At 43.3% G+C, this 19,810-nt stretch carries 17 protein-coding genes; 8 read left to right on the plus strand and 9 right to left on the minus strand.

Features of this window, described 5'->3' with window-relative positions; all coding sequences use genetic code 11:
- Nucleotides 1–93 precede the first annotated feature (93 nt).
- Complete coding sequence (locus JWG44_RS07885; protein ID WP_205274418.1) at nucleotides 94–513, plus strand: Rrf2 family transcriptional regulator; 420 nt, start codon at nucleotides 94–96, stop codon at nucleotides 511–513.
- Nucleotides 514–634: 121 nt separating this feature from the next.
- Here JWG44_RS07885 and JWG44_RS07890 read toward each other — a convergent pair whose 3' ends face one another.
- Nucleotides 635–808: a hypothetical protein gene (locus JWG44_RS07890; RefSeq protein ID WP_205274419.1), complete on the minus strand. Its 174-nt coding sequence runs from the start codon at nucleotides 806–808 to the stop codon at nucleotides 635–637.
- Between the two features lie 418 nt (nucleotides 809–1,226).
- On the opposite strand from JWG44_RS07890, the gene JWG44_RS07895 reads away from it, so the two are divergent.
- Complete coding sequence (locus tag JWG44_RS07895; protein WP_205274420.1) at nucleotides 1,227–2,219, plus strand: S1C family serine protease; 993 nt, start codon at nucleotides 1,227–1,229, stop codon at nucleotides 2,217–2,219.
- A 618-nt stretch (nucleotides 2,220–2,837) separates the two neighbouring features.
- Here the strand turns inward: JWG44_RS07895 and JWG44_RS07900 are convergent.
- The 5 genes from JWG44_RS07900 to JWG44_RS07915 all read right to left on the minus strand — a co-directional run bounded on the left by JWG44_RS07900 (nucleotide 2,838) and on the right by JWG44_RS07915 (nucleotide 9,767).
- Nucleotides 2,838–3,545 carry a pirin family protein gene (locus JWG44_RS07900; protein ID WP_205274421.1) on the minus strand — a complete coding sequence of 236 codons (708 nt, stop codon included), beginning with the start codon at nucleotides 3,543–3,545 and terminating at the stop codon, nucleotides 2,838–2,840.
- 302 nt (nucleotides 3,546–3,847) lie between these two features.
- A complete protein-coding gene (locus JWG44_RS07905) occupies nucleotides 3,848–4,993 on the minus strand; it encodes a DUF445 family protein (protein WP_408611932.1) in 1,146 nt (381 codons plus the stop codon).
- Entirely contained in the window at nucleotides 4,993–7,347 is a 2,355-nt protein-coding gene (locus JWG44_RS07910; protein WP_205274423.1) for a hypothetical protein, read from the minus strand. Before JWG44_RS07910 ends, JWG44_RS07905 begins: the two co-directional genes overlap by 1 nt.
- Nucleotides 7,348–7,437: 90 nt before the next feature.
- Nucleotides 7,438–7,572 (minus strand): hypothetical protein, encoded by a 135-nt coding sequence (locus JWG44_RS22460; RefSeq protein WP_118970409.1) that lies wholly within the window; start codon nucleotides 7,570–7,572, stop codon nucleotides 7,438–7,440.
- A gap of 80 nt (nucleotides 7,573–7,652) precedes the next feature.
- Nucleotides 7,653–9,767 (minus strand): PP2C family protein-serine/threonine phosphatase, encoded by a 2,115-nt coding sequence (locus tag JWG44_RS07915; RefSeq protein ID WP_205274424.1) that lies wholly within the window; start codon nucleotides 9,765–9,767, stop codon nucleotides 7,653–7,655.
- Nucleotides 9,768–10,178: 411 nt separating this feature from the next.
- Here JWG44_RS07915 and JWG44_RS07920 point away from each other — a divergent pair, with 411 nt between their 5' ends.
- From JWG44_RS07920 to JWG44_RS07945, 6 genes are all read left to right on the plus strand, one after another.
- Nucleotides 10,179–11,981 (plus strand): alginate export family protein, encoded by a 1,803-nt coding sequence (locus JWG44_RS07920; protein ID WP_332460780.1) that lies wholly within the window; start codon nucleotides 10,179–10,181, stop codon nucleotides 11,979–11,981.
- Nucleotides 11,982–12,012: 31 nt separating this feature from the next.
- Complete coding sequence (locus JWG44_RS07925) at nucleotides 12,013–13,017, plus strand: sulfate ABC transporter substrate-binding protein (protein ID WP_205274519.1); 1,005 nt, start codon at nucleotides 12,013–12,015, stop codon at nucleotides 13,015–13,017.
- Between the two features lie 506 nt (nucleotides 13,018–13,523).
- Nucleotides 13,524–14,534, plus strand: a complete 1,011-nt coding sequence (locus tag JWG44_RS07930) for a sulfate ABC transporter substrate-binding protein (protein WP_205274426.1) — start codon at nucleotides 13,524–13,526, stop codon at nucleotides 14,532–14,534.
- 25 nt (nucleotides 14,535–14,559) lie between these two features.
- Nucleotides 14,560–15,396 (plus strand): sulfate ABC transporter permease subunit CysT, encoded by an 837-nt coding sequence (gene cysT, locus JWG44_RS07935; protein ID WP_205274427.1) that lies wholly within the window; start codon nucleotides 14,560–14,562, stop codon nucleotides 15,394–15,396.
- Nucleotides 15,393–16,232, plus strand: coding sequence for a sulfate ABC transporter permease subunit CysW (gene cysW, locus JWG44_RS07940; protein ID WP_205274428.1), 840 nt, complete (start codon nucleotides 15,393–15,395; stop codon nucleotides 16,230–16,232). Before cysT ends, cysW begins: the two co-directional genes overlap by 4 nt.
- Before the next feature lie 2 nt (nucleotides 16,233–16,234).
- Nucleotides 16,235–17,305 (plus strand): sulfate/molybdate ABC transporter ATP-binding protein, encoded by a 1,071-nt coding sequence (locus tag JWG44_RS07945; RefSeq protein WP_205274429.1) that lies wholly within the window; start codon nucleotides 16,235–16,237, stop codon nucleotides 17,303–17,305.
- A gap of 222 nt (nucleotides 17,306–17,527) precedes the next feature.
- Here JWG44_RS07945 and JWG44_RS07950 read toward each other — a convergent pair whose 3' ends face one another.
- The 3 genes from JWG44_RS07950 to modB form a co-directional block, all read right to left on the minus strand.
- The gene (locus JWG44_RS07950; protein WP_205274430.1) at nucleotides 17,528–18,196 is read right to left on the minus strand and encodes an ABC transporter ATP-binding protein; all 669 of its coding nucleotides are present in this window, start codon (nucleotides 18,194–18,196) and stop codon (nucleotides 17,528–17,530) included.
- Between the two features lie 126 nt (nucleotides 18,197–18,322).
- Complete coding sequence (gene modA, locus JWG44_RS07955; RefSeq protein ID WP_205274431.1) at nucleotides 18,323–19,099, minus strand: molybdate ABC transporter substrate-binding protein; 777 nt, start codon at nucleotides 19,097–19,099, stop codon at nucleotides 18,323–18,325.
- Between the two features lie 13 nt (nucleotides 19,100–19,112).
- Entirely contained in the window at nucleotides 19,113–19,793 is a 681-nt protein-coding gene (modB, locus tag JWG44_RS07960) for a molybdate ABC transporter permease subunit (RefSeq protein ID WP_205274432.1), read from the minus strand.
- Between the last annotated feature and the right edge of the window lie 17 nt (nucleotides 19,794–19,810).

A 19,810-nucleotide genomic window follows, 5' to 3' on the forward strand; every position in this document is an offset into this window, starting at 1 on the left:
TAGAAGAAGGGCGCGCAAGACCTTTTCGAACAAAAGCTTTGGACTTGACAGGGATTTTGATTTTTATATTCTGTAACCAGACACTTTACAGATATGACCAGCCGGTTTACAGTCGCGATTCACATTCTTTCCCTGCTTTCGTTAAGCGAAGGTAAAACCAGAACGTCCGAAGAACTCGCGAAAAGTGTGAACACAAATCCCGTCGTTATCCGTAAGATCCTTTCTCTTTTGAAAAGTCAGGGAATCGTTCGTAATCAGATGGGTCCTAACGGCGGTTATATTCTCGCGAAGCCTTCGGCCGAAATCAGCCTAAAGGAAATCTACGAAGCGATCGACGAGAAGATCTTTCAGATGCACTCGAAAACTCCCAATAAAAAGTGCATCTGCGGTCATTCGATCCAACCGATTTTGACAAAGGTCTATGAAAAGGCGGAGCGCGTTTTAGAAGACGAACTGGGTTCCACCAATTTGGATTCGATCACAAAAGAGATTCTTACTTTTTCAAAAAAATGATTTTTTTCAGAGCTTCCGCTTAGGCTCTTTCGCAAAACCTTACAAGAAATTCTGGAACATCTGCTAAGATCATAACCTTACCCACAAGTTAAAAAAGCGATTTCGAATCAGGGCGATCCAATCAAAATTTTTTAGGAGTTCCTACGAAGGCAGGAGGAAGTTTTTTACTTGCAAAGATAAGTTTTTTGTGATAGAGCAAAATCTCCCGGAGTTTTCCACCTCCCGCCCCGCCACCCAAAAAACTCAGTGCGCCGCTCTCTAAGGATCGCGCCGCAGGGCGGGGATTTCGTTTCATGGAGGACTGTCGTAGTTCCGACAGATTCTTTGATTCAGTCCACTTTGTGGGTAAGGTTATGGCTAAGATGCGCGAGTTCCCACAGATTACGTCCCTTTTGCGATTTATGAAACTCCTGAAAAACGAGTTGTTTTAAAATTCTCATTGGAGTTCCTACATTCTAAGATTTTGAGATAAGCTTTTTTTAAAATCGTTCCTGTTGGAACTTTCCTCAGTTTGTTGCCGGTTGACTCAGATTGAAAGGCTAACCTTTTTCAATCGTTTGAACCTTGTAGGAACTATGACAAAGAACTCAAAAAAAAACCTGCGCGATTCTCTTTTGTTCCCGTAAGAATTTGAAACTTTTTCATTTGTTTTGTAACTTTTTTGAATACGAATTAGAACATTCGGGTCTAAGAAAATGCCGGAGGTTTTTTCTATGATTCAATGGGTTCAATCGGATTCCAAAGACCCTTTCCCCAAAAACGTCTCAAATACTTCTTCTTCGGAAAGGGAAGAAGACCTGATGGATGCGTATTCCAAAGCGGTGACCAACGCCGTGGACACCGTAAGTCCGGCCGTGGTTCATCTCAAAGTGAGCGGAAATCGCGGGGGCGGAGCCGGCTCCGGATTCTTAATTTCTCCCGACGGTTTTGTAGTAACCAATCAACACGTAGTCGAAAACGCTTCCGAGATCAACGCGGAATTTCCCGATGGAAGAAGTCTCAAAGCCATGAAGATCGGAGAAGATCCGATGACCGACATCGCGGTGTTAAAAGTTTCGAGTGATCCTTTTCCTTATCTGCATTTTTCAAAACCCACTTCCGTAAAAGTAGGACAACTCGCGATCGCGATCGGCAATCCTCTCGGTTACGAATCCACAGTGACTGCGGGTGTCGTGAGCGCGTTGGGAAGAAGTCTTCGTTCTCGTTCCGGAAGATTGATCGAGGATGTGATCCAAACCGACGCGGCTCTCAACCCCGGAAACTCCGGCGGTCCTCTGGTCAACTCAAGAGGAGAATTGATCGGTATCAACACGGCGATCATTCCTTCGGCTCAAGGAATTTGTTTTGCGGTGGGTTCTGGTACTGCTGAATACGTCATCACTCGTCTGATGAAAAACGGTTTTGTAAAAAGAGGTTATTTAGGAATCGCGGGTCAGAACCAGAGTATTCCCAATCGACTGAAGATCTTCAACAAACTGGAACAGAGTTCGGGTGTTCTTGTGATCGAAGTCGAAACTTCCGCTCCTGCGGCCGGGAGTCTATTAAGAAAAGGTGATATGATTCTTTCTTTGAACGACGTTACCATCCGTTCCATCGACGATATGCATCGAACCTTGGATGAATCCACGATTCAAAAAGAACTTCCGATCCGCGTTTTGAGGGAAGGTTCCCTTCGGACCTTTTCGATCCGCAGCGGGGAAATTTGATCGGGGAATCGCAAGATTTTTTTAGAAACGGTTTTTTTGTAGGAACTCCAATGTTTCTTTTGGTTAGAGTGGATTCTCAGGCGGCACGCTGTGCCCCCTGAGATTTTTCCGACAAAGATTTTCTTTTGGAGAATTTGGAAGAAAGCGCAGGAGATCCTACAATATTTCCCGGATGAAACGGGATCATTTTTTAAAAAAGAAGGAGTTCCCACGTTTTTAAGAACAAAGAGATCTGAAAAACCAAAGAAAATCCGAGTCAAGAAGAAGTTCCCACACAGTTTCCGTTCTTTTATCGGAAGAGAAACCCATTTCTTTTTTATTCAGAACCGATCCCAAAACCTGCCCGACACCCAATCGAAGTCGAGAAACTGAGTTTCTGGAAAATGTGGGAACTCTCACGCTTATTTTGGACTCTCAAGGTCCGAATCGAAATCTCAGAAAAAATCAATGAGACGTAATTCGTGGGAACTCACACAGATTAGAATTTTATAAAATGAGCTTTCTTTCTCTTTCGAGGTTTTAGGACCGGTTCTAAATTGCGATGGGAGCTCCTACATTCTAAAACCTTAGGACGTTCTCAATAGCGGTTATGTAGGAACTCCTCCTTTTTTTCGAATCTTAGAACGGAGTATCGATCGCGAGAAGTTCGGATTCTTCCAAAAAAAGAATTTCGAGTTTGGGAGAAGCCGAAAGCCCCAGACCGTCTCTCGCGGACAATTTCTTACCGTCGATTTCGACGGAACCGGAAATCAGAAAAAAATACACTCCACCACTTTCATTTTTTGGAATATACTCGATCTTTAATTCTTTTTTTCCGTGAGCCAAAGAAAAGATCACGTTTTGATTGATCCAGACCGCGCCGCTTTCTTTTTCCGGAGATACGACGGTTTGAAATTTTCCCTGACGATCCTCTACGTTAAACTTCTTTTGTTCATAACGAGGGGCGATTCCCATCTTATCCGGAAGAATCCAGATTTGTAAAAAATTGACCGGCTCCGTGGAAGAGGCGTTGTATTCGGAATGAACGATTCCGGTTCCCGCAGACATGATCTGCACTTCCCCGGCTTGGATGACGGAACTGTTTCCCTCGCTGTCCTTGTGTTCAAGACTTCCCGAAAGGGGAATGGAAACGATTTCCATATTCTCATGCGGATGCGGAGGAAATCCCTTTCCGCCGATTACGATGTCGTCGTTGAGAACTCGCAGTTTCCCGAATTGAACCCGAGCTGGTTCATAATAAGAACTAAAACTGAAAGTATGTCTGCTCTTCAGCCAACCAAAGTCCGCCTTCCCTCTTGTTTCTTGCGCGTGGTATACTGTTTCCATATATCTCCTGAGAGTTAGACTCTAAAACTACGAATCGATGATCACTTCGTTTCGATTTTTGATTGGATTCCTGGATCCTTTTTTGACTTCCACCTTTACAAACAAATTGGAAGCGTAGAATGAATCGTATGCTTCCGATAAAGATACGATTTAAAAAACAGACAGAAGCAAATTTAATTTCCGATGAGAATTGGTCCCTTTTCCCGATCGATCATCGGAGGCGATCCGTTCTTTCCTAACGTTTCCAAAAATAAAATCGGGTTCGATCTTTTAATAAACGATGAGCCAAAAAGAAACTTCTTTCAAAAGAAAAATCGAATCAAGCCGGTGGCACATCCAAGAAAGAATCCGAGAATACTTCCGTTGATTCGGATCGTTTCCAGAACGTTCCGGGTCTTCCATTCTAAATTCTTTCTTAAGTCCTTCGGATCCAAACTCTGAAGTCTGGTCGTGATCTGTTTTCCGATATAACCGGAAACTCCTTCGTCCACGCGTTTTTCCACGAATTCCAAAACGGACCGAAGCGGCGCGTATTCCTGCAAGGTTTTGATCTCGCCGATTTCCTTTAAATGCGTTTGGATCAGAGTTCCCAGAAGTCGGCTCGCTTGGTCTTTTAAAAAACCCATGAGTGATCGAACCGCCTTTTCCCTTTGTTCCAGGGGAAGTTCGTTCCAAGAGGAGATGTAAGTTTCCGTGGAAGCCGCCATCAGGTTTACTAACTTTTCAATCGTCTTCTCGTCCTTGGATTCGATGACAAGCCCTTGTTTGACGTGATTTCCGTATTCTTTCAATTTTTTCGGGAAGTCGACGACAAGATTCAAAACCACCTGAGCCACTAAATTCATCTTTCCTAATATTTCCTGTAGAAGGGATCTGAATTCCTCCGTATCCGCCACGCGGATCATGGATTCCCCGATCAGTAGTTTGATCGTATCCATAATTTCTTTTTGTCGGTTTAATTCTTTTAATAAGGCGACATCGGTTCCCGAAAACTGGTAATGAACGATGTATTCGACGATATCCTCTTCCACTTTTTCAAAAAGTTGATTGAGAACCTCTTTTGTTTTTTTTTCGTTTCCAAAGGTCTCCAAAAGAACTTCGTGTACGTCGTCTCGAGTGTTAGGATCTTCCAATACCATTCGAATCCTGGAACGAATCACTTCGTGGTGTAAAAGATCTCCCGCGACCCAGTTTCCGATTTCACCCGCGAGGGTAAAACTGTCCTCTTCAATCGCTTTGTATGTTTTCCAAACGGCGAACCAATCGCAAAGTCCTCCGATCAAACCTCCCTCTAACGCCGATAAGACGATCTTTGAAATCGGAGATTCCGGATTTCCGAAAAATAAAATCCCGAGGATCGCGGCTGAAAATGCGACCAGAAGAGAATTGGAAAAGAGCTGTCTTTTTCGAAACGGAGTTTTGACGGACCTTGAAGAGGCGAAAAAAATCAATTGGATAGTTTCCTTCGGTTTAAAAAAGTCGCCCCGAAAAACAAAAGAGGTAACAGAAATTGAAAAAAGGTGATCAAGTAGGATCGAATATCATAAAATACGAATCTATTCTCCTTTTGTTTGGAACAAAGATAAAACTGACCTTCTAAAGTTCGATAACTGGTTTCACCGGTTTCCGATTTCCAAAGCGGAAAAAATCCGGAACGGATAAGCACCGGAGAACAGACGTTTTCGGATTGTATCAAAGGTAATTCCCAAACGATCCTTGAGTCGTCCCATAAAAACGGATGAATTTCCGTTCCGGTCCGTTTCCTTTCTTTTTCAAGATCGGTTTTGCCCTTCGGTTTTTTCTTTGAATTCTCCTCTTCCTGGATGGAAACGAGCTTCTGAAGTTCCGATTTCAACCCCGAAAACGGAAACGCACCGGAGAAGGATTTCTCATTCTTTTTGTATTCTTCCGTAGTGATCGGAACCAAAGAAATGGAAAGTGTATAAAGAGAATGTAATGCGAACTCGGAAAGATCCTCGGATCGAATCGAAGTTCTCCTTTCCTGTCCCGCGTCGTCGATCAATAAAGCCCAGGGTTTGGCGGACAAAAGCTCTAACGGCGGTTTGGTGACGTTCAACTTCCAGAGAATCCAGTCCCCCCTTTTTGCGATCTGGGCAAAAGAATCCGGAAGATTGGAAGCAAACTGATTGAGGGCTTCCGATTTCAAAAGCAGATGAGTCACACCTCTTTCCTGCAAAAGACTTAAAAACAAATCGGAAAGTTTGTCCCTTTCCTGTACCGGACGCAGATTGGATCGTTTCCCGTATGTGACCAAAGAACTTTTCGGTCCTTGGGACGGGAAAAGTTGGATAATTTCTTCCGGAGAAGAAGGTAAAGAATTTTCAAAACGATTCTGCAAAACGATATTTCGTCTAACGGATTGTCTCACAAAAACGGAAGCCCATCTGGAATCCAAAGAATTGACTCCCCCCGTGATTTCTTCGGACGCGATCAAGGAAGAATACGGAGTTTCCTTTAAAATTCCGATCCATTCTTCTTTTTGGCTCCAGATCGCTGAAGGCGTTTTGGAAAGAGCTTCGATTCCGGTGGAAGGACCGGGAATCGTAACGATAAAACGAACCATTCCTAATATAAAAAGAATAAGTCCGGTCCAGAGTTTCCATCTTCCGGGCGCGAGATTTTTGAGAAAAAAACGAGCGGTAACAAGCGCAGCGAAAGTTAGAAAAACGAGAGAAACATTGAGAGCGGTATACCACTTAACGTGCAACCACGGAAAAATCAAAGACAAGGAAGAATCGGTAGCCATCCAATAAAAGAGCAAGGTTCCGAAAATGAGAAACCTCGAAATCGGAGGTAACAATTTTCGGATAAACAACAATCGAATTCCGATCACAAAAAGGATCGGAAACAAAAGATGAATCCAATACTGATCGATCAAAATCTGCTTGAAAACTTCAAAAAATCTTTCAGGGTTTGCGACCGAACTCGAAAATTCTTCGCCCAAAAGAGAAAGAAGTCCGTTGACCGGATAAGAAACCGGAGGGTTTTGTTGAAACTGAACAAAGGCAAAATAATTCCAAAGAACGGGCAAGGCCACGAGAATCGGTAAAAGAAAGATAAAAAGAATTTCTAAAAATTCGAACTCGTCTTTGTAAAAAAGAAAATAAATTCCGAGCGAGACCACGTAAAAAAGCGACATCTCGTAATGGGTGTAAAACACGAGTGAACCCGTGATCAGATTCTTCGCAAACGAAGAAACCTTACCCGTGTAACGAAACTTTTCCAAATAGTAGATGGCAAGAATCGCAAAACCGAGACCTAACACCGATGAGATGGAATTCTGAAAAACTCCTACAACGCCCGCGCCGACGACCCGATCCCCGGGATATAAAAAGTAAAACATCAAACCGGTCATCGCCAAAAGCGCGTTCCCTGGACTCAGATTGGTTTCAGTGAGAAAAAGAAATCCCAATTTTAAAAAAGCATACGAAAACAAAAAAAGAGTAAGAAGAATTCCTAAATTAAAAGCGACGCTAAAGGGAAGAAAAAAAAGAAAAAACGTGTGCAAAAAGGAAACTAGAAAAAAGAAAAACGGAGATTGAAAGTAGAATGTAGGACTTCCACCGTGAAGAGAACGATCATAACCGGAGGATAAAAAATTCTTAAAAAGAATCTGATAGTCCTGGGCGATCAGATATTGATTCTGCAAGGAGACCGAATCGGGAACAGAATCCGAAAATAGAAATCGAAACTGAATGGAAAGAAAAAGTAGAACTAGGAAAAAAACGAGCGGCTTTCTTGCGGCATGAGGAATTTTCCATTTCCCCGGGATGATTTGCATGGGATGATTCTTACGAAACCCGATTTCCTGACAAGCAAAACGGATAAGAACCGACGTCTTTCACTCAGCCCGAAGCGGGAAACAAAGAAATTATTCCTGCTTTGCGTTTTCCTGCACGTATTTTCTAAAATCGGCTTCGGACATTTTATCGGCGTAAAGAGGATAGAGGGCCGCGATCAATTCTTCTAAGGTCGGGAATTTCGCCCCGTCAAGTTTGTAAGCCATATCAGACTCCTTGCGATTCTAAGGTCTTGGAAAGATTCCAATCGAATCCACGTATTGCCATCATTTTTAGGAACCCATTTCTATAAATCTAAAAACCGAACCGATTCTAAATTCGATCTTTCGATTCCGAGCAAAGTGATATCGTCTTTTTTAAAATCGGGCAGAGGTAAAGAATTTGCTAAGTCCAATAAGTCCTGACAAACCCTTTCCAAGGGTTGATCCGTTCGATTTCGAATCCAATCCTCGATCGAAAAAAATTCGTGTTCATCTCCGGAAAACAAAAAACGATCCGGCAATCCATCGGTAAAAAGAATCAATCGAAAGTCTTTCGGTAAGTCATAAGATAACTCGGCATAATGATACTCCGGAAGCATTCCGGCATACGGACCTACGAGTTGAAGAGATTCCGACTTTCCGCCTCCGGTCAAAATACAAGCCGGGTTTCCGGAGCTGGAAAAAAGAATCAGATTTTTACTTAGATCCAAATCCAAAATCAAACCCGAAAAAAAAGGACTTACGTCCCCGATTCTGGAAGCGAACTTTTTCGCTAGTTTTGTAAGAAGTTCTCCGGGAGTAAGATTCCAATCGAAAATCGAATTGTATTCGCTCTGAATCACCATCGTGATCAATGAAGCTTGGATTCCGTGACCGATCGCATCCGCGATAAAAATTCGAATCCTATTTTTTCCGTTTTTTCGAACATTGTAAAAGTCTCCACCCACACTTGCGATCGGCTGGTAAAAAGTTTGAAGACGAATTCCAACTTCCTCAAAAAAAGACTCCTCCGGAACTTCCAAAAAATCACTTTGGATTTTTGCGGCCATATCCAAGTCATCGTGGATGGAACGAAGAGTCAGTTTCAATCGATGAGTTCTTTCCTCCACTTTTTTCTCCAGGTTGCGGGAAAGATCCAAAAGCCTTTGCATATTTTTAGAATTTCGAACCGAAAGTGAAACGGATTGTGCAGCCAAAAAAACAAAGGTTCCGATCGAACTGTAATATCCCGTTTCCAAAAAATAACTCACATACAAAAGGTCGTTGATCATCGCGAGATAGATAAATAAAAATCCGGTGAGAAGAATGGCGGCCCCTTCCCTTTTTTTACGAACCGCTCGGATCAAAGTATAAAGTCCGAGACTTCCCGCAAAAAAAGCGTTTAGATAATAGATCGGAATCGTATACGTAAAAACTTTCATCGGTAAAAACAAAACGATCGCACACGCGACCGCGGATATCCACCAGAGTATATCCACAAAAATTCTTTTTAAGTCTCTTGGATAGAGAGATAGAATATAATTTAAAAAAACGGGGACCGAAAGATAAAACGTAAGGTATTCCACACGTATTAAATTTTCATAATTTATTAGATTTGTATATTCCAGAATCAATCGATTCCCCGGAAAAAGACTTCGAAACCCCATCAGAAGACAAAAAAGTCCGAAATAGAGGGACTGAGTTTCCTTTTTTCTCATGAGAAAAAAGGAAAGGTGCAGAAAGGCAATGATAAACAGACCTCCCACCAAAAAGGAATCGAGTCGAAGACTTCGATTCCAATCGGAACGCAAAGAATCGGCCTCTCCCAAAACGATCGGGGACCAAAAACCTCCGAGCCTCAGATCTTCATTCGCGATTTGTAATACGATTTCAAGATTTTTTCCGGAAGATTCGAACTCAAAAAACAAGGGGCGAATTCCCTCCTCCACTTCCTTTAGGGATTGATCGTCGTTTCGAACGATCTTTCCGGAACTCAGGACAAATTTCCCGTCTAAAAAAAGTTCATAGGAAGAACTTTGATCCGGAAGAATCAAACCCAGTTTTTGAATTGTGTTCGGTAGTTTTACTTCGAGGACATAGGAACCAAAACCCTTCCCCGTCCTGGAACCTCCGTTCCAAGTCGAAGGAATATATACGATTTCACCGGATCGTAAAGGACTAACTCCGGCCGGTAAATATTTCCAACCGCCCCAGTAAAACATCCATTCCCCTCGTAGAGTCAGACTTCCGTCTTTTCGAAAGTCCCAAGAGGAAGCGTCCAAAGTTCCGGATTTCCCAAGCGGAGCTTGCGGTCGCGAACAGGAGGAAAAAATAAAAAGAAAAATCCCAACGTAGAATAGAAGAAGAGGAGCGAATTTTCGCAAACGTAACGGCTGATTTTTCAAAAATGGAATTTCATACTTTGGAACGTTTCCGAACATAAAGGAAAGATCTTTCCACGATTTTAAAACTGTTCAAATTCTTTTTATCTGCTTCCGAAGAAATGAAAAACTTGTTTGGTCTTTTTTGGGCAGGCGCTTAGAGGAAAAAACAATGAGAACGAGAATACAAACTCTCATCTTATAACTGTGCTGTCCTTCAAGGACTCTATTTTCTCCCGTAAAAAAGGTCGATAGGAGTTCCTACAAGGGCGTTTCCACTTTCCAAACACCTACAATTCAGAAGAAAGCTCTCTCTTTTACCGGAAATTTTGCCAAAAAAACAAACGGATAGCTATAAAATTAGAATAATTATCCAATATAACAGATTTTTAGTTGACTATAGCAGGATAGCAACATCCCCTGGTTCAAAATCTCGCAAGGAGGGATTGAGTGAAACACACAACGACAAAAATCATTACCGGAGTTTTTTTCATCTGTACTCTTACATTTGGCCTATTCTCTCAAGATACAAAAAAAGCAAAAACTTCCGATCCCGTCCTGAACTTGGATCCTCCTTCGAACGTTCAATACGAAGAACAAGAAAACGACGGAAAAGGGATTCCTGAAATTCAACAGGAACTCGCAAAGGAGGAACCTTATAAAAGTCCTTACAAAGGAAAACTTCCCGGTGAGTTTATGAAATCGATGCTCCTTTCTCCGGAGCACCAAGACGCGGTCCGAAAGGTCGATCGTCTCTGGCTTGGAGATATCTTCCGCGTCGGTTTCCAAGTCCGCCCTCGTTTTGATTACAGCCACAACGCCGATTTTGATAAACGAACTCAGGATGATCGAAACTTTGCGACTCAGAATTCGCAGGTTTCTTTTATCATCGATCCGAGTCCCTATGTCGCCGCCAAGGTTACGATTCAAGACGTTCGTGTTTTCGGCGGAGAACAATCCCGCAAGGACGGACAGTTGGGTTATCTCGGACTTTCCAACTCAGCCGGTGTGGAACTCAGCTCAGCTCCTACCGCCGCCAACTCGGTGAGCGTTAAGAATAACACCGATCTGAGAGAAGGTTTTATTCAGTTGAAAAACTTCGCAAACGGATTCGAGGTCTTTATCGGAAGACAAATCTTCGGTTTTGGCGACAACCGGTATATCGGAGGAAGAAACGACGGTCAGACCGGAAACTCTTTCGACGGCGCCCGAGTAAAATACAATTCCAAATATTTCAACTCGGAAGCGTTTACCTCCATCATCGCGGAAGACTCAAACGCCGGAAGCGGGAACAACACCGCAAACGGAGTCAAAAGAGGAACCGTGAACGATACCTATCTTTCCGGTTTATACAACACCCTTAAGTTCGAAGACTTTCTCATCGACTTCTACTATTTTAACATCGACAAAAAATGGGAACAAGGTCCGACTCCCACCACAAGTTTGGATCGAACCAGACAAAGAGACGATTTGAATACGGTAGGATTTCGCTTATCAAATCGAACGGATAACAACCGTTTGCCGAAAACGAAATCCTGGGACTGGACTCTCGAAGGTTCTTGGCAATACGGATTCAACGGTCAGAGGGTGAACGCGGGTTGGGACCAACTCAAACAAACCGTGGACGGAAAATCGAACTCCGCAAGAATTTACACCGAAAACGTTCAATACGACGCGAAATATTTCATCGCCCAGACGGGTTATACTTTTTTTGACCGATTCAGAATCGGGGTCCAATACTCGATCGCTTCGGGCGATCCTAACAGAACGGATAACAAGGTTGCGACGTATGACGCCTCTTTCGCTACGAGATCGGGCGGGTTTCCCTATTTCGATTCGGGAAACGGGATCGCAAACGCGACGTTCTGGTCGAACACAAAAAGCAAATCGATTCACCTGATGTATAATTCCGCAAACTACGGAAGATTTATCTTCGTCGTCTACGACGTACAAAAAGCGTCCGAAAACGACGCATGGTATTCTTCCGGGGGAGCGCCTAACACGGGACTTACGACGGAAAACGTTTCGGGTTCCGCGTTCGGCGGTTACAAACTCGGTGAAAGAGGCGGCAAACGTCTGTTCTACGAATTCGACCTAATCTACCAATACTACCTCAAAGACTACGTTTCGATTTGGACCGGAGGTTCGTATCTGCTCGCCGGAGACTCGGTTCGAAACGCGAGGGTCAATCCATGGGCGACTAACGTAAACGATCGATATACTCTGGACGGAAAGTCTTACAGTTTCTTTCTTTTTGTCCAATTTGCAATGTAATTCAAAATTAGAAGTTAGGAAAATAAAAATGATGAAAACAACAATATTCAAAATCGGAACGATCGTATTCTTCTGGACCGTTGTAAACGCGAATCTCTCCGCAAAAGACGTGAATCTTCTAAACGTTTCCTACGATCCGACAAGGGAATTGTATGCCGAGTATAACAAACTTTTTGCAAACTACTGGAAGTCCAAAACCGGAGATGAAGTAAGAATCAATCAATCGCACGGTGGAAGCGGGAAACAGGCAAGATCGGTGATCGACGGACTCGAAGCTGATATCGTGACTCTGGCTCTCGCTTACGATATCGACATCATCGCGTCGAAAGGTTTGATCGCGAGAGATTGGTTGAAAAGTCTCCCGAACAACAGCACACCTTATACTTCTACGATCGTGTTCGTGGTTCGAAAAGGAAATCCTAAAAAGATCAAAGACTGGGACGATCTTGTAAAACCGAAAGTTGGAGTGATCACTCCGAATCCGAAAACAAGCGGGGGTGCGAGATGGAACTACCTCGCGGCTTGGGCTTTCGCGCAGAAAAAATTCAACAACGATTCTTCCAAGGTTCAGGACTTTATAAAAACATTATTTAAGAATGTTCCAGTTCTCGATTCCGGTGCCCGCGGTTCGAGCAATACCTTTGCACAAAACGGAATCGGAGACGTCTTGATCGCCTGGGAAAACGAATCCTTTCTCATCCTGGAAGAATTCGGAAAGGACAAATACGAGGTAGTATTTCCTTCCTTGAGCATTCTTGCGGAACCCCCCGTCGCGATCGTGGAAAAGAACGCGGAGAAACACGGAACCTTAGAAACCGCAAAGGCTTATCTCAAGTCCCTCTATTCGGAAGCGGCTCAAGAAATTATTGCCAAACACGGATATCGTCCGAGAAACCAAGCCGTATTGAAAAAATACGAATCCAAATTCCCGAAGTTGGAACTCGTCACGGTAGACGGTCATTTTGGCGGATGGCATAAAGCTCAGAAGGATCATTTTGCGGACGGAGCCTCTTTCGACCAACTCTACGTAAAATAAGGAGCAACCACAAAGACGCAAAGAAGAGGTTTCGTTTTTCGGCTTCTTCTTTGTGATTCTTACCAAAAATGAGTTGCTACTGATCGAAGTCCTACGATTCTCCTGCGTCGATCTTTCCCAGGAGTTGTTGTTTGAATTTTCAAAAAAATCTGTCGTAACTCCGACGATCCTCTGTGAAAGCCGCGCGCCCCGCCCGATTTTCGGGTGGTGGGGCGGGAGGTGGAAAAATTCCGGGAGATTTTCCTATATCACAGAATTATAATTTTGCAAGGAATATTCTCTCTCCACGGTTGTAGGAGCTCTTACAAATCGTTCCTTGGGATCGCCCTGATTTTAAATTTCTTCCCAACTTGTGAGCAAGGCAAGGATCAACGAGGCGGGGAAAAGTTCGAAAGGAATACAAAATTCTTTACTTTCATGCAAACTTTAAAATTATTGGATCCAAATATCTAATTTATTAGAAATTTATCCACTTTGTTGTAGAGATGAATCCAGGAAGAATCAGAATGAACTCAAAAATCCTAAGACTTACCCTAACCGCAATTCTCCTTTTTACGGGTTCTTCCGGTCTTCTTTCCCAGACGAAACTTTTAAACGTTTCTTACGATCCGACTCGCGAACTCTATTCTCAAATGAATAAACTTTTTATCGCACACTGGAAAAAACAAACCGGAGAAGACCTGATCATCAATCAATCGCACGGAGGTTCGGGCAAACAGGCCAGAGCCGTGATCGACGGACTCGAAGCCGATGTAGTAACTCTCGCACTCGCGCACGATATCGAAGCCATTGCTGAAAAATCAAAATTGCTTTCGACCGATTGGGAGAATATTCTTCCGCACCAAAGTTCTCCTTATACATCCACGATCGTTCTTTTAGTGAGAAAGGGAAATCCGAAAGGAATCAAAGACTGGGACGACTTAGTAAAACCGGGAATCGGAGTCGTAACTCCCAATCCAAAAACCGGAGGGGGCGCGAGATGGAATTACCTCGCGGCTTGGGGTTTTGCAAAAACTAAATACGGTTCCGAAGAAAAGGCTAAGGGTTTTGTTAAGAATCTCTACAAGAACGTTCTTGTTTTGGATTCCGGAGCCAGAGGATCTCTGACAACTTTTGTACAAAGAGGAATCGGGGACGTCCTGATCTCTTGGGAGAACGAAGCCCATCTTGCCATCAAAGAAACCGCAAACCAACCAAACTCTCAAGTGGAAATCATCTTTCCTTCGGTGAGTATCTTAGCCGAACCTTCCGTCGCGGTAGTGACCAAAAACGCTGAGAAACACAAAACGTCCAAGGTTGCGGAGAGTTATCTGAAATTCTTATACACGCCGGAAGGACAGGAAGTGATCGCAAAAAACTACTATCGCCCCTCTGATTCCAAAATTTTAGCGAAGTATAAAAGTATATTCAGAAATTTGAAACTATTTACGATTCGAGATCTGGAAGGTTCTTGGAAAAAAGCTCATGAGAAACATTTCGCGGAAGGCGGAATTTTCGACCAAATCTATTTAAAGTAAATCGTTTCAAAAAAAGAGAAACCAAGTGTCCATTTTGAACTTAAGAACCAAACCCTACGGAAAGTCGGCTTTCGGAATCAGCCTTGGACTCACCGTCACCTACTTGAGTCTTTTGGTGATCATCCCCTTGGGCGCTCTTTTTCTCAAAAGTACAGGAATCGGGTGGATCGGTTTTTGGAAACTACTCACGAACGAAAGAATAGTATCGGCTCTTTACTTGAGTTTTGGCGCGGGAGCGATCGCCGCACTCTTAAATTTATTCATAGGATTTTTATTTGCCTGGGTTTTGGTTCGTTACGAATTTCCGGGTAAGTCGCTTTTGGATTCCCTGGTGGATCTTCCCTTTACGTTACCGACGGCGGTTGCGGGAATCGCTTTGACAACCATTTATACAAAGAACGGAATCATCGGAAAACTTTTGGATCCTTACGGAATTAAAATCGCATACACTCCGATCGGAATCGTAATCGCACTCGTGTTTATAGGATTTCCCTTCGTGGTCAGAACCATTCAACCGGTATTGGAAGAATTTCCAAAAGAACTGGAAGAATCCGCATACTGCCTCGGCGCAAACCGCTGGCAAATATTTAGAAGAATCGTCTTTCCGGAACTCATTCCACCGATGGTCACGGGCGCCGCGATGGCCTTTGCGAGAGGGATCGGAGAATACGGATCCGTGGTTTTTATATCCGGAAACCTTCCGGGTAAGACCGAAATTCTTCCCTTATTGATCGTCACCAAACTCGAACAATACGAATACGAAGAAGCCACCGGAATTGCGTTTATCATGCTCGTAATCTCTTTTAGTATATTATTAGGTATTAATATTCTTCAGACGATATCCGCAAGGAGAAAGGGATGAGACAAGAATCCTTATTAACGCGCAGCATCCTCATCGGGTTGGTCTTTCTATTTACCGGTTTAATTTTGCTCCTTCCGATCTACACCGTTTTTCAGGAAGCTTTTTCAAAAGGACTCGGGGCGTATTTGGAGGGAATTCAGGAACCGGATACGATTTCGGCATTCAAACTTACGTTATTGGTCGTTGCCATAGCGGTTCCGATAAACACCGTATTCGGAATCGTCTCCTCGTTCGCTGTGACAAGATTCGAGTTTCCCGGAAAAAGTTGGCTTTTAACGATCATCGATTCTCCATTTTCCGTTTCGCCGGTGATCTCCGGTTTGATCTTTATTCTTCTTTTCGGAAGACAGGGATGGTTCGGTCCCTTGCTCGAAGAGATGGATATCAGAATCGTGTTCAACACGCCCGGGCTTGTGATAGCGACCGTGTTTATCACGCTTCCCTTTGTCACGAGAGAACTGATTCCTGTCCTTGAATCGCAAGGAATCGAAGAGGAAGAAGCCGGGCTCTTACTCGGGGCATCCACTCTCAAAGTTTTTTTTAGGATATTGGTACCCGGAATCAAATACGGACTGTTATACGGGATCATCCTTTGTAACGCAAGAGCCATGGGAGAATTTGGCGCCGTTTCCGTTTTATCGGGACATATCCGCGGACAGACAAACACGTTACCGTTGCAGATCGAAGTCCTTTACAACGAATACAACTCTGTCGCCGCGTTTTCGGCGGCCTCACTTCTCGTATTCTTATCCTTAATCACGCTCGTAGCAAAACAGATCTTGGAAAGAAAAATCAAGGTCACAAAAAAGGAAACATTGCTCCAAGAGGAGGTATAACCATGGGAATCAAAGTTAAGAATATCGTAAAACGGTTCGGAAACTTTACCGCAATCGACAACTTATCTCTGGAAGTTCCTTCCGGGGATTTGGTTGCGCTTCTTGGTCCGTCGGGTTCCGGAAAGACGACACTTTTAAGAATCATCGCCGGACTAGAAGACGCGGATTCAGGAGAGGTCATCTTCGAAGGAAAGGAAGTCGGAAAGAAGAACGCAAAAGATAGAGGAGTCGGTTTTGTATTCCAACACTACGCACTTTTTCGGCACATGACGATTTTCGAAAACATCGCGTTCGGTCTGGAAGTAAGAAAAAGGGCGGAAAGACCTAGTAAGGAAGCGATACGGGAAAAGGTCATGAGTCTTTTGAAACTCGTTCAGCTGGAGAATTTTCACAATCACTATCCCGCCGAACTTTCCGGAGGACAAAGACAAAGGATCGCACTCGCAAGAGCACTCGCGATCGAACCCCGTTTTTTATTGTTAGACGAGCCGTTCGGCGCTCTCGATGCAAAGGTAAGAAAGGAACTTAGAAACTGGCTTCGCCGACTTCACGATGAAATTCATATCACGAGCGTATTTGTTACCCACGATCAGGAAGAAGCGTTGGAAGTTTCGGACAAGGTCGTGATCCTTCGTTCCGGAAAGATCGAGCAGGTCGGAACTCCGGACGAGGTTTACAATCATCCGAAAAACTCTTTTGTGTTTCATTTTTTGGGAGACGTGAATCTATTTCATGGCAGAGTCCAAGGTGGTGAGGCTCAATTAGGCGAAATCAAAGTTGACGCACCCGAACACGCTGCTGTTGAAAACGCAAACGCGGTCGGTTATGTTCGCCCCTATGACGTTGAGATCCTAAGGGAAGCGATTCCCGCTCAGACGATCCCTGCGGAAATTCAGTATATCCATTCCACAGGAAGAATCGTAAAGGTAGATCTCAAACGTTTGGATACTGGTGCTATCTTAGAATCTCAACTCAACTCGACTGAATTTCAAACCCTCAACCTACTCCCCGGAGAAACGGTTCACATTCGTTTTAGAAAGGTAAAAGTTTACGTAGAGGATTATACGATTTAGAATCCGGTTCGCCGTTTTACCCGCTCTTGTACGGATTCCGGTGAAACAGAGGAATAGAAACAAATTTTATCCGGAAATTTGTTTCGAAATATATTTTGTATTCTAATTTATATCGGAATTCGAGGACAATCAGAATCGACTTTTGATTCTCAGAAAAAAAGTCGGATGCAAAACGGAATTCTAAAAATCTATTTTTTTTATACGAATCAATCTCTGAAAATTCTATTTTTTGAATATACTGCCGTTTTCGATCGTAAGAGTTTCTCCGGAGAAGAATGTAGAATCGCTTTGATCGTGAGAGACAATCAAAACGGGGATTCGATAGAGTTTTTGGATTTTTTCCAATTCGTTTCTCATTCTATCTTTTAGTTCCGAATTGAGGGCGGCAAACGGTTCGTCCAAAAGCAGAAGGTCCGGTTTTTTTACAAGCGCTCGAGCCAGGGCAGCCCTTTGTTTTTGCCCGCCGGAAAGATTTTTAGGATAACTTTCGGCAAAAGTATCAATTTCAAATAATTCTAATATTTCCTCGATCCTCTTTTGATCCGAATCCTTAAGTCGAATCAGCGGCGATCGTCTCAAAGGAAATTCAATATTCTTTCGAACGGTCAGATGAGGAAAAAGGGAATAACCTTGGGGGAGATAACCGACATTGCGTCTTTGTACAGGAAGATCGTATTTTTTCTCTCCGTCAAAAAACAAGTTTTTACAAAACGAAATTCTACCTTTATCCGGTCGAATCAAACCCGCAATCGTTTTCAAAGTCAGCGTTTTTCCGGATCCGGAAGGTCCGTAGATCATCAAAAAGTCTTTCTGAAAAGAAAAGTCAAGATCGAGAAAGAACTTCCGATTTCCATCCAGTAACGTTTTTTGAATTTTAATTTCGAGAGACATTCTGTTTTTACTCGTCTTTGCTTTTCAAGCGCTACAGGCTCTCATTTCAAACGTTTGCCTACCCGTCCAAGTTTAATTCCGAACCTAAAGTCGATCCAAGAATCGTCAGGACCGCAGTCTCGGAAGTTAACGAAGACTCGGGTCCATCCTTTCAAAATGATACTTTTCAAAGATTTTGACCACTTCGGGCGTTGATAAGAATTCCAGAAAAAGTTTGGACTCTTTCGGTAGAACGTTATCGGAGACAATCACGATCGGATAAAGAATCGGTTCTGTACTTAGATCGTGGATCATAATTCGGACTTTTTCCTTAAAAAGCAGAGCATCGGTTCTATAAACAAAACCGGCGTCGGCCTCGCCTCGCGCGACGTAGTCCAGAACTTGTCTTACATTTTCTCCGGGAATAAATTTCGGTTCCAGGGTTTTATAGATTTCTTCTCTTTCTAAAACTTCCTTCGCATATTTGCCTGCGGGAACGGTCGACGGATTTCCGATCGCTATTCTTTGAACGGACGCTTCCTCGAGTTGAGAAAGAACTCGAATCTCGGAAGATCCGGAGATCGGGACGATCAGAACCAGTCTATTTCTTATAAAATTCTTCTTGGACTTTCGATCAAAAAGTTTTTTCTTGATTCCTTTTTCCACACTTTCTTGATCCGCAGAAGCAAAGATACTCGCGGGAGCTCCGTTTTCAATTTGCCGGAGTAAAACGCCGGATGCGGCGAAGTTCAATAAAACTTTGATTCCGTGTTTTTTATCGAACTCTTTTCCGATTTCAGTAAACGCCTGAGTCAGACTGGATGCGGCCGATACTATAAGTTGTTTTTTCTCCTCTCCGAAAATCGGAGATAAACAAAGGAAAAAGAAAAGGAAGAATACGATTTTGATTCTTTGTATATTCATTTTACCTTATATTCTACCAATACGATTTTTTAAAAAGTTTTGTCGAAACGGTCAAAATAAACACGCAAAGTATCGAAGTTAAAACTACGAGATAAAAAGCGACCGCGTCGTTTCCGGATTGTACTGCGTCGTAGATTGCAAGGGAAAGAGTCTGGGTTCTATTGGGGATATTGCCTGCGATCATAAGCGTAGCTCCGAATTCTCCCATTCCTCTTGCATAAGCTAACATCGATCCGGCTAAAATTCCTCTCCAAGAAAGTGGAAGAAGAATCTCCCAAAAAATTATAAAATTTCCCCGTCCCAATGTCCTTGCAGTATCTTCTAAGTCGGAATCCACGTTTTCGAAGGCGGCTCTTGCAGACCGATAGACGAGCGGAAAGGAAACCAACACGGAAGCGATCACCGCGCCGGACCAATGAAACAAAACGCTAAAATGAAAATATTCGGATAGAAAGGATCCTCCGATTCCATTTTTTCCAAAAAACACCAAAAGGTAATAACCGAGAACGGTAGGAGGCAAAACTAGCGGAAGTGTGAGAATCGAATCCAACAATTCCTTTCCAAAAAAACCGGCCTTGGACAAAAGATATGCGCCTAACACTCCTAAGACGGTCGCGAACAACGTGGAAAGAGCGCTCACTCCCAAGGTCAATAGAACCGGATATCGAATCGTTTCCCAATCCAGCGAAGTCATTGACGGATAGATAACCC

It is taken from the genome of Leptospira ainazelensis, assembly GCF_016918785.1.
Lineage (GTDB): Bacteria > Spirochaetota > Leptospiria > Leptospirales > Leptospiraceae > Leptospira > Leptospira ainazelensis.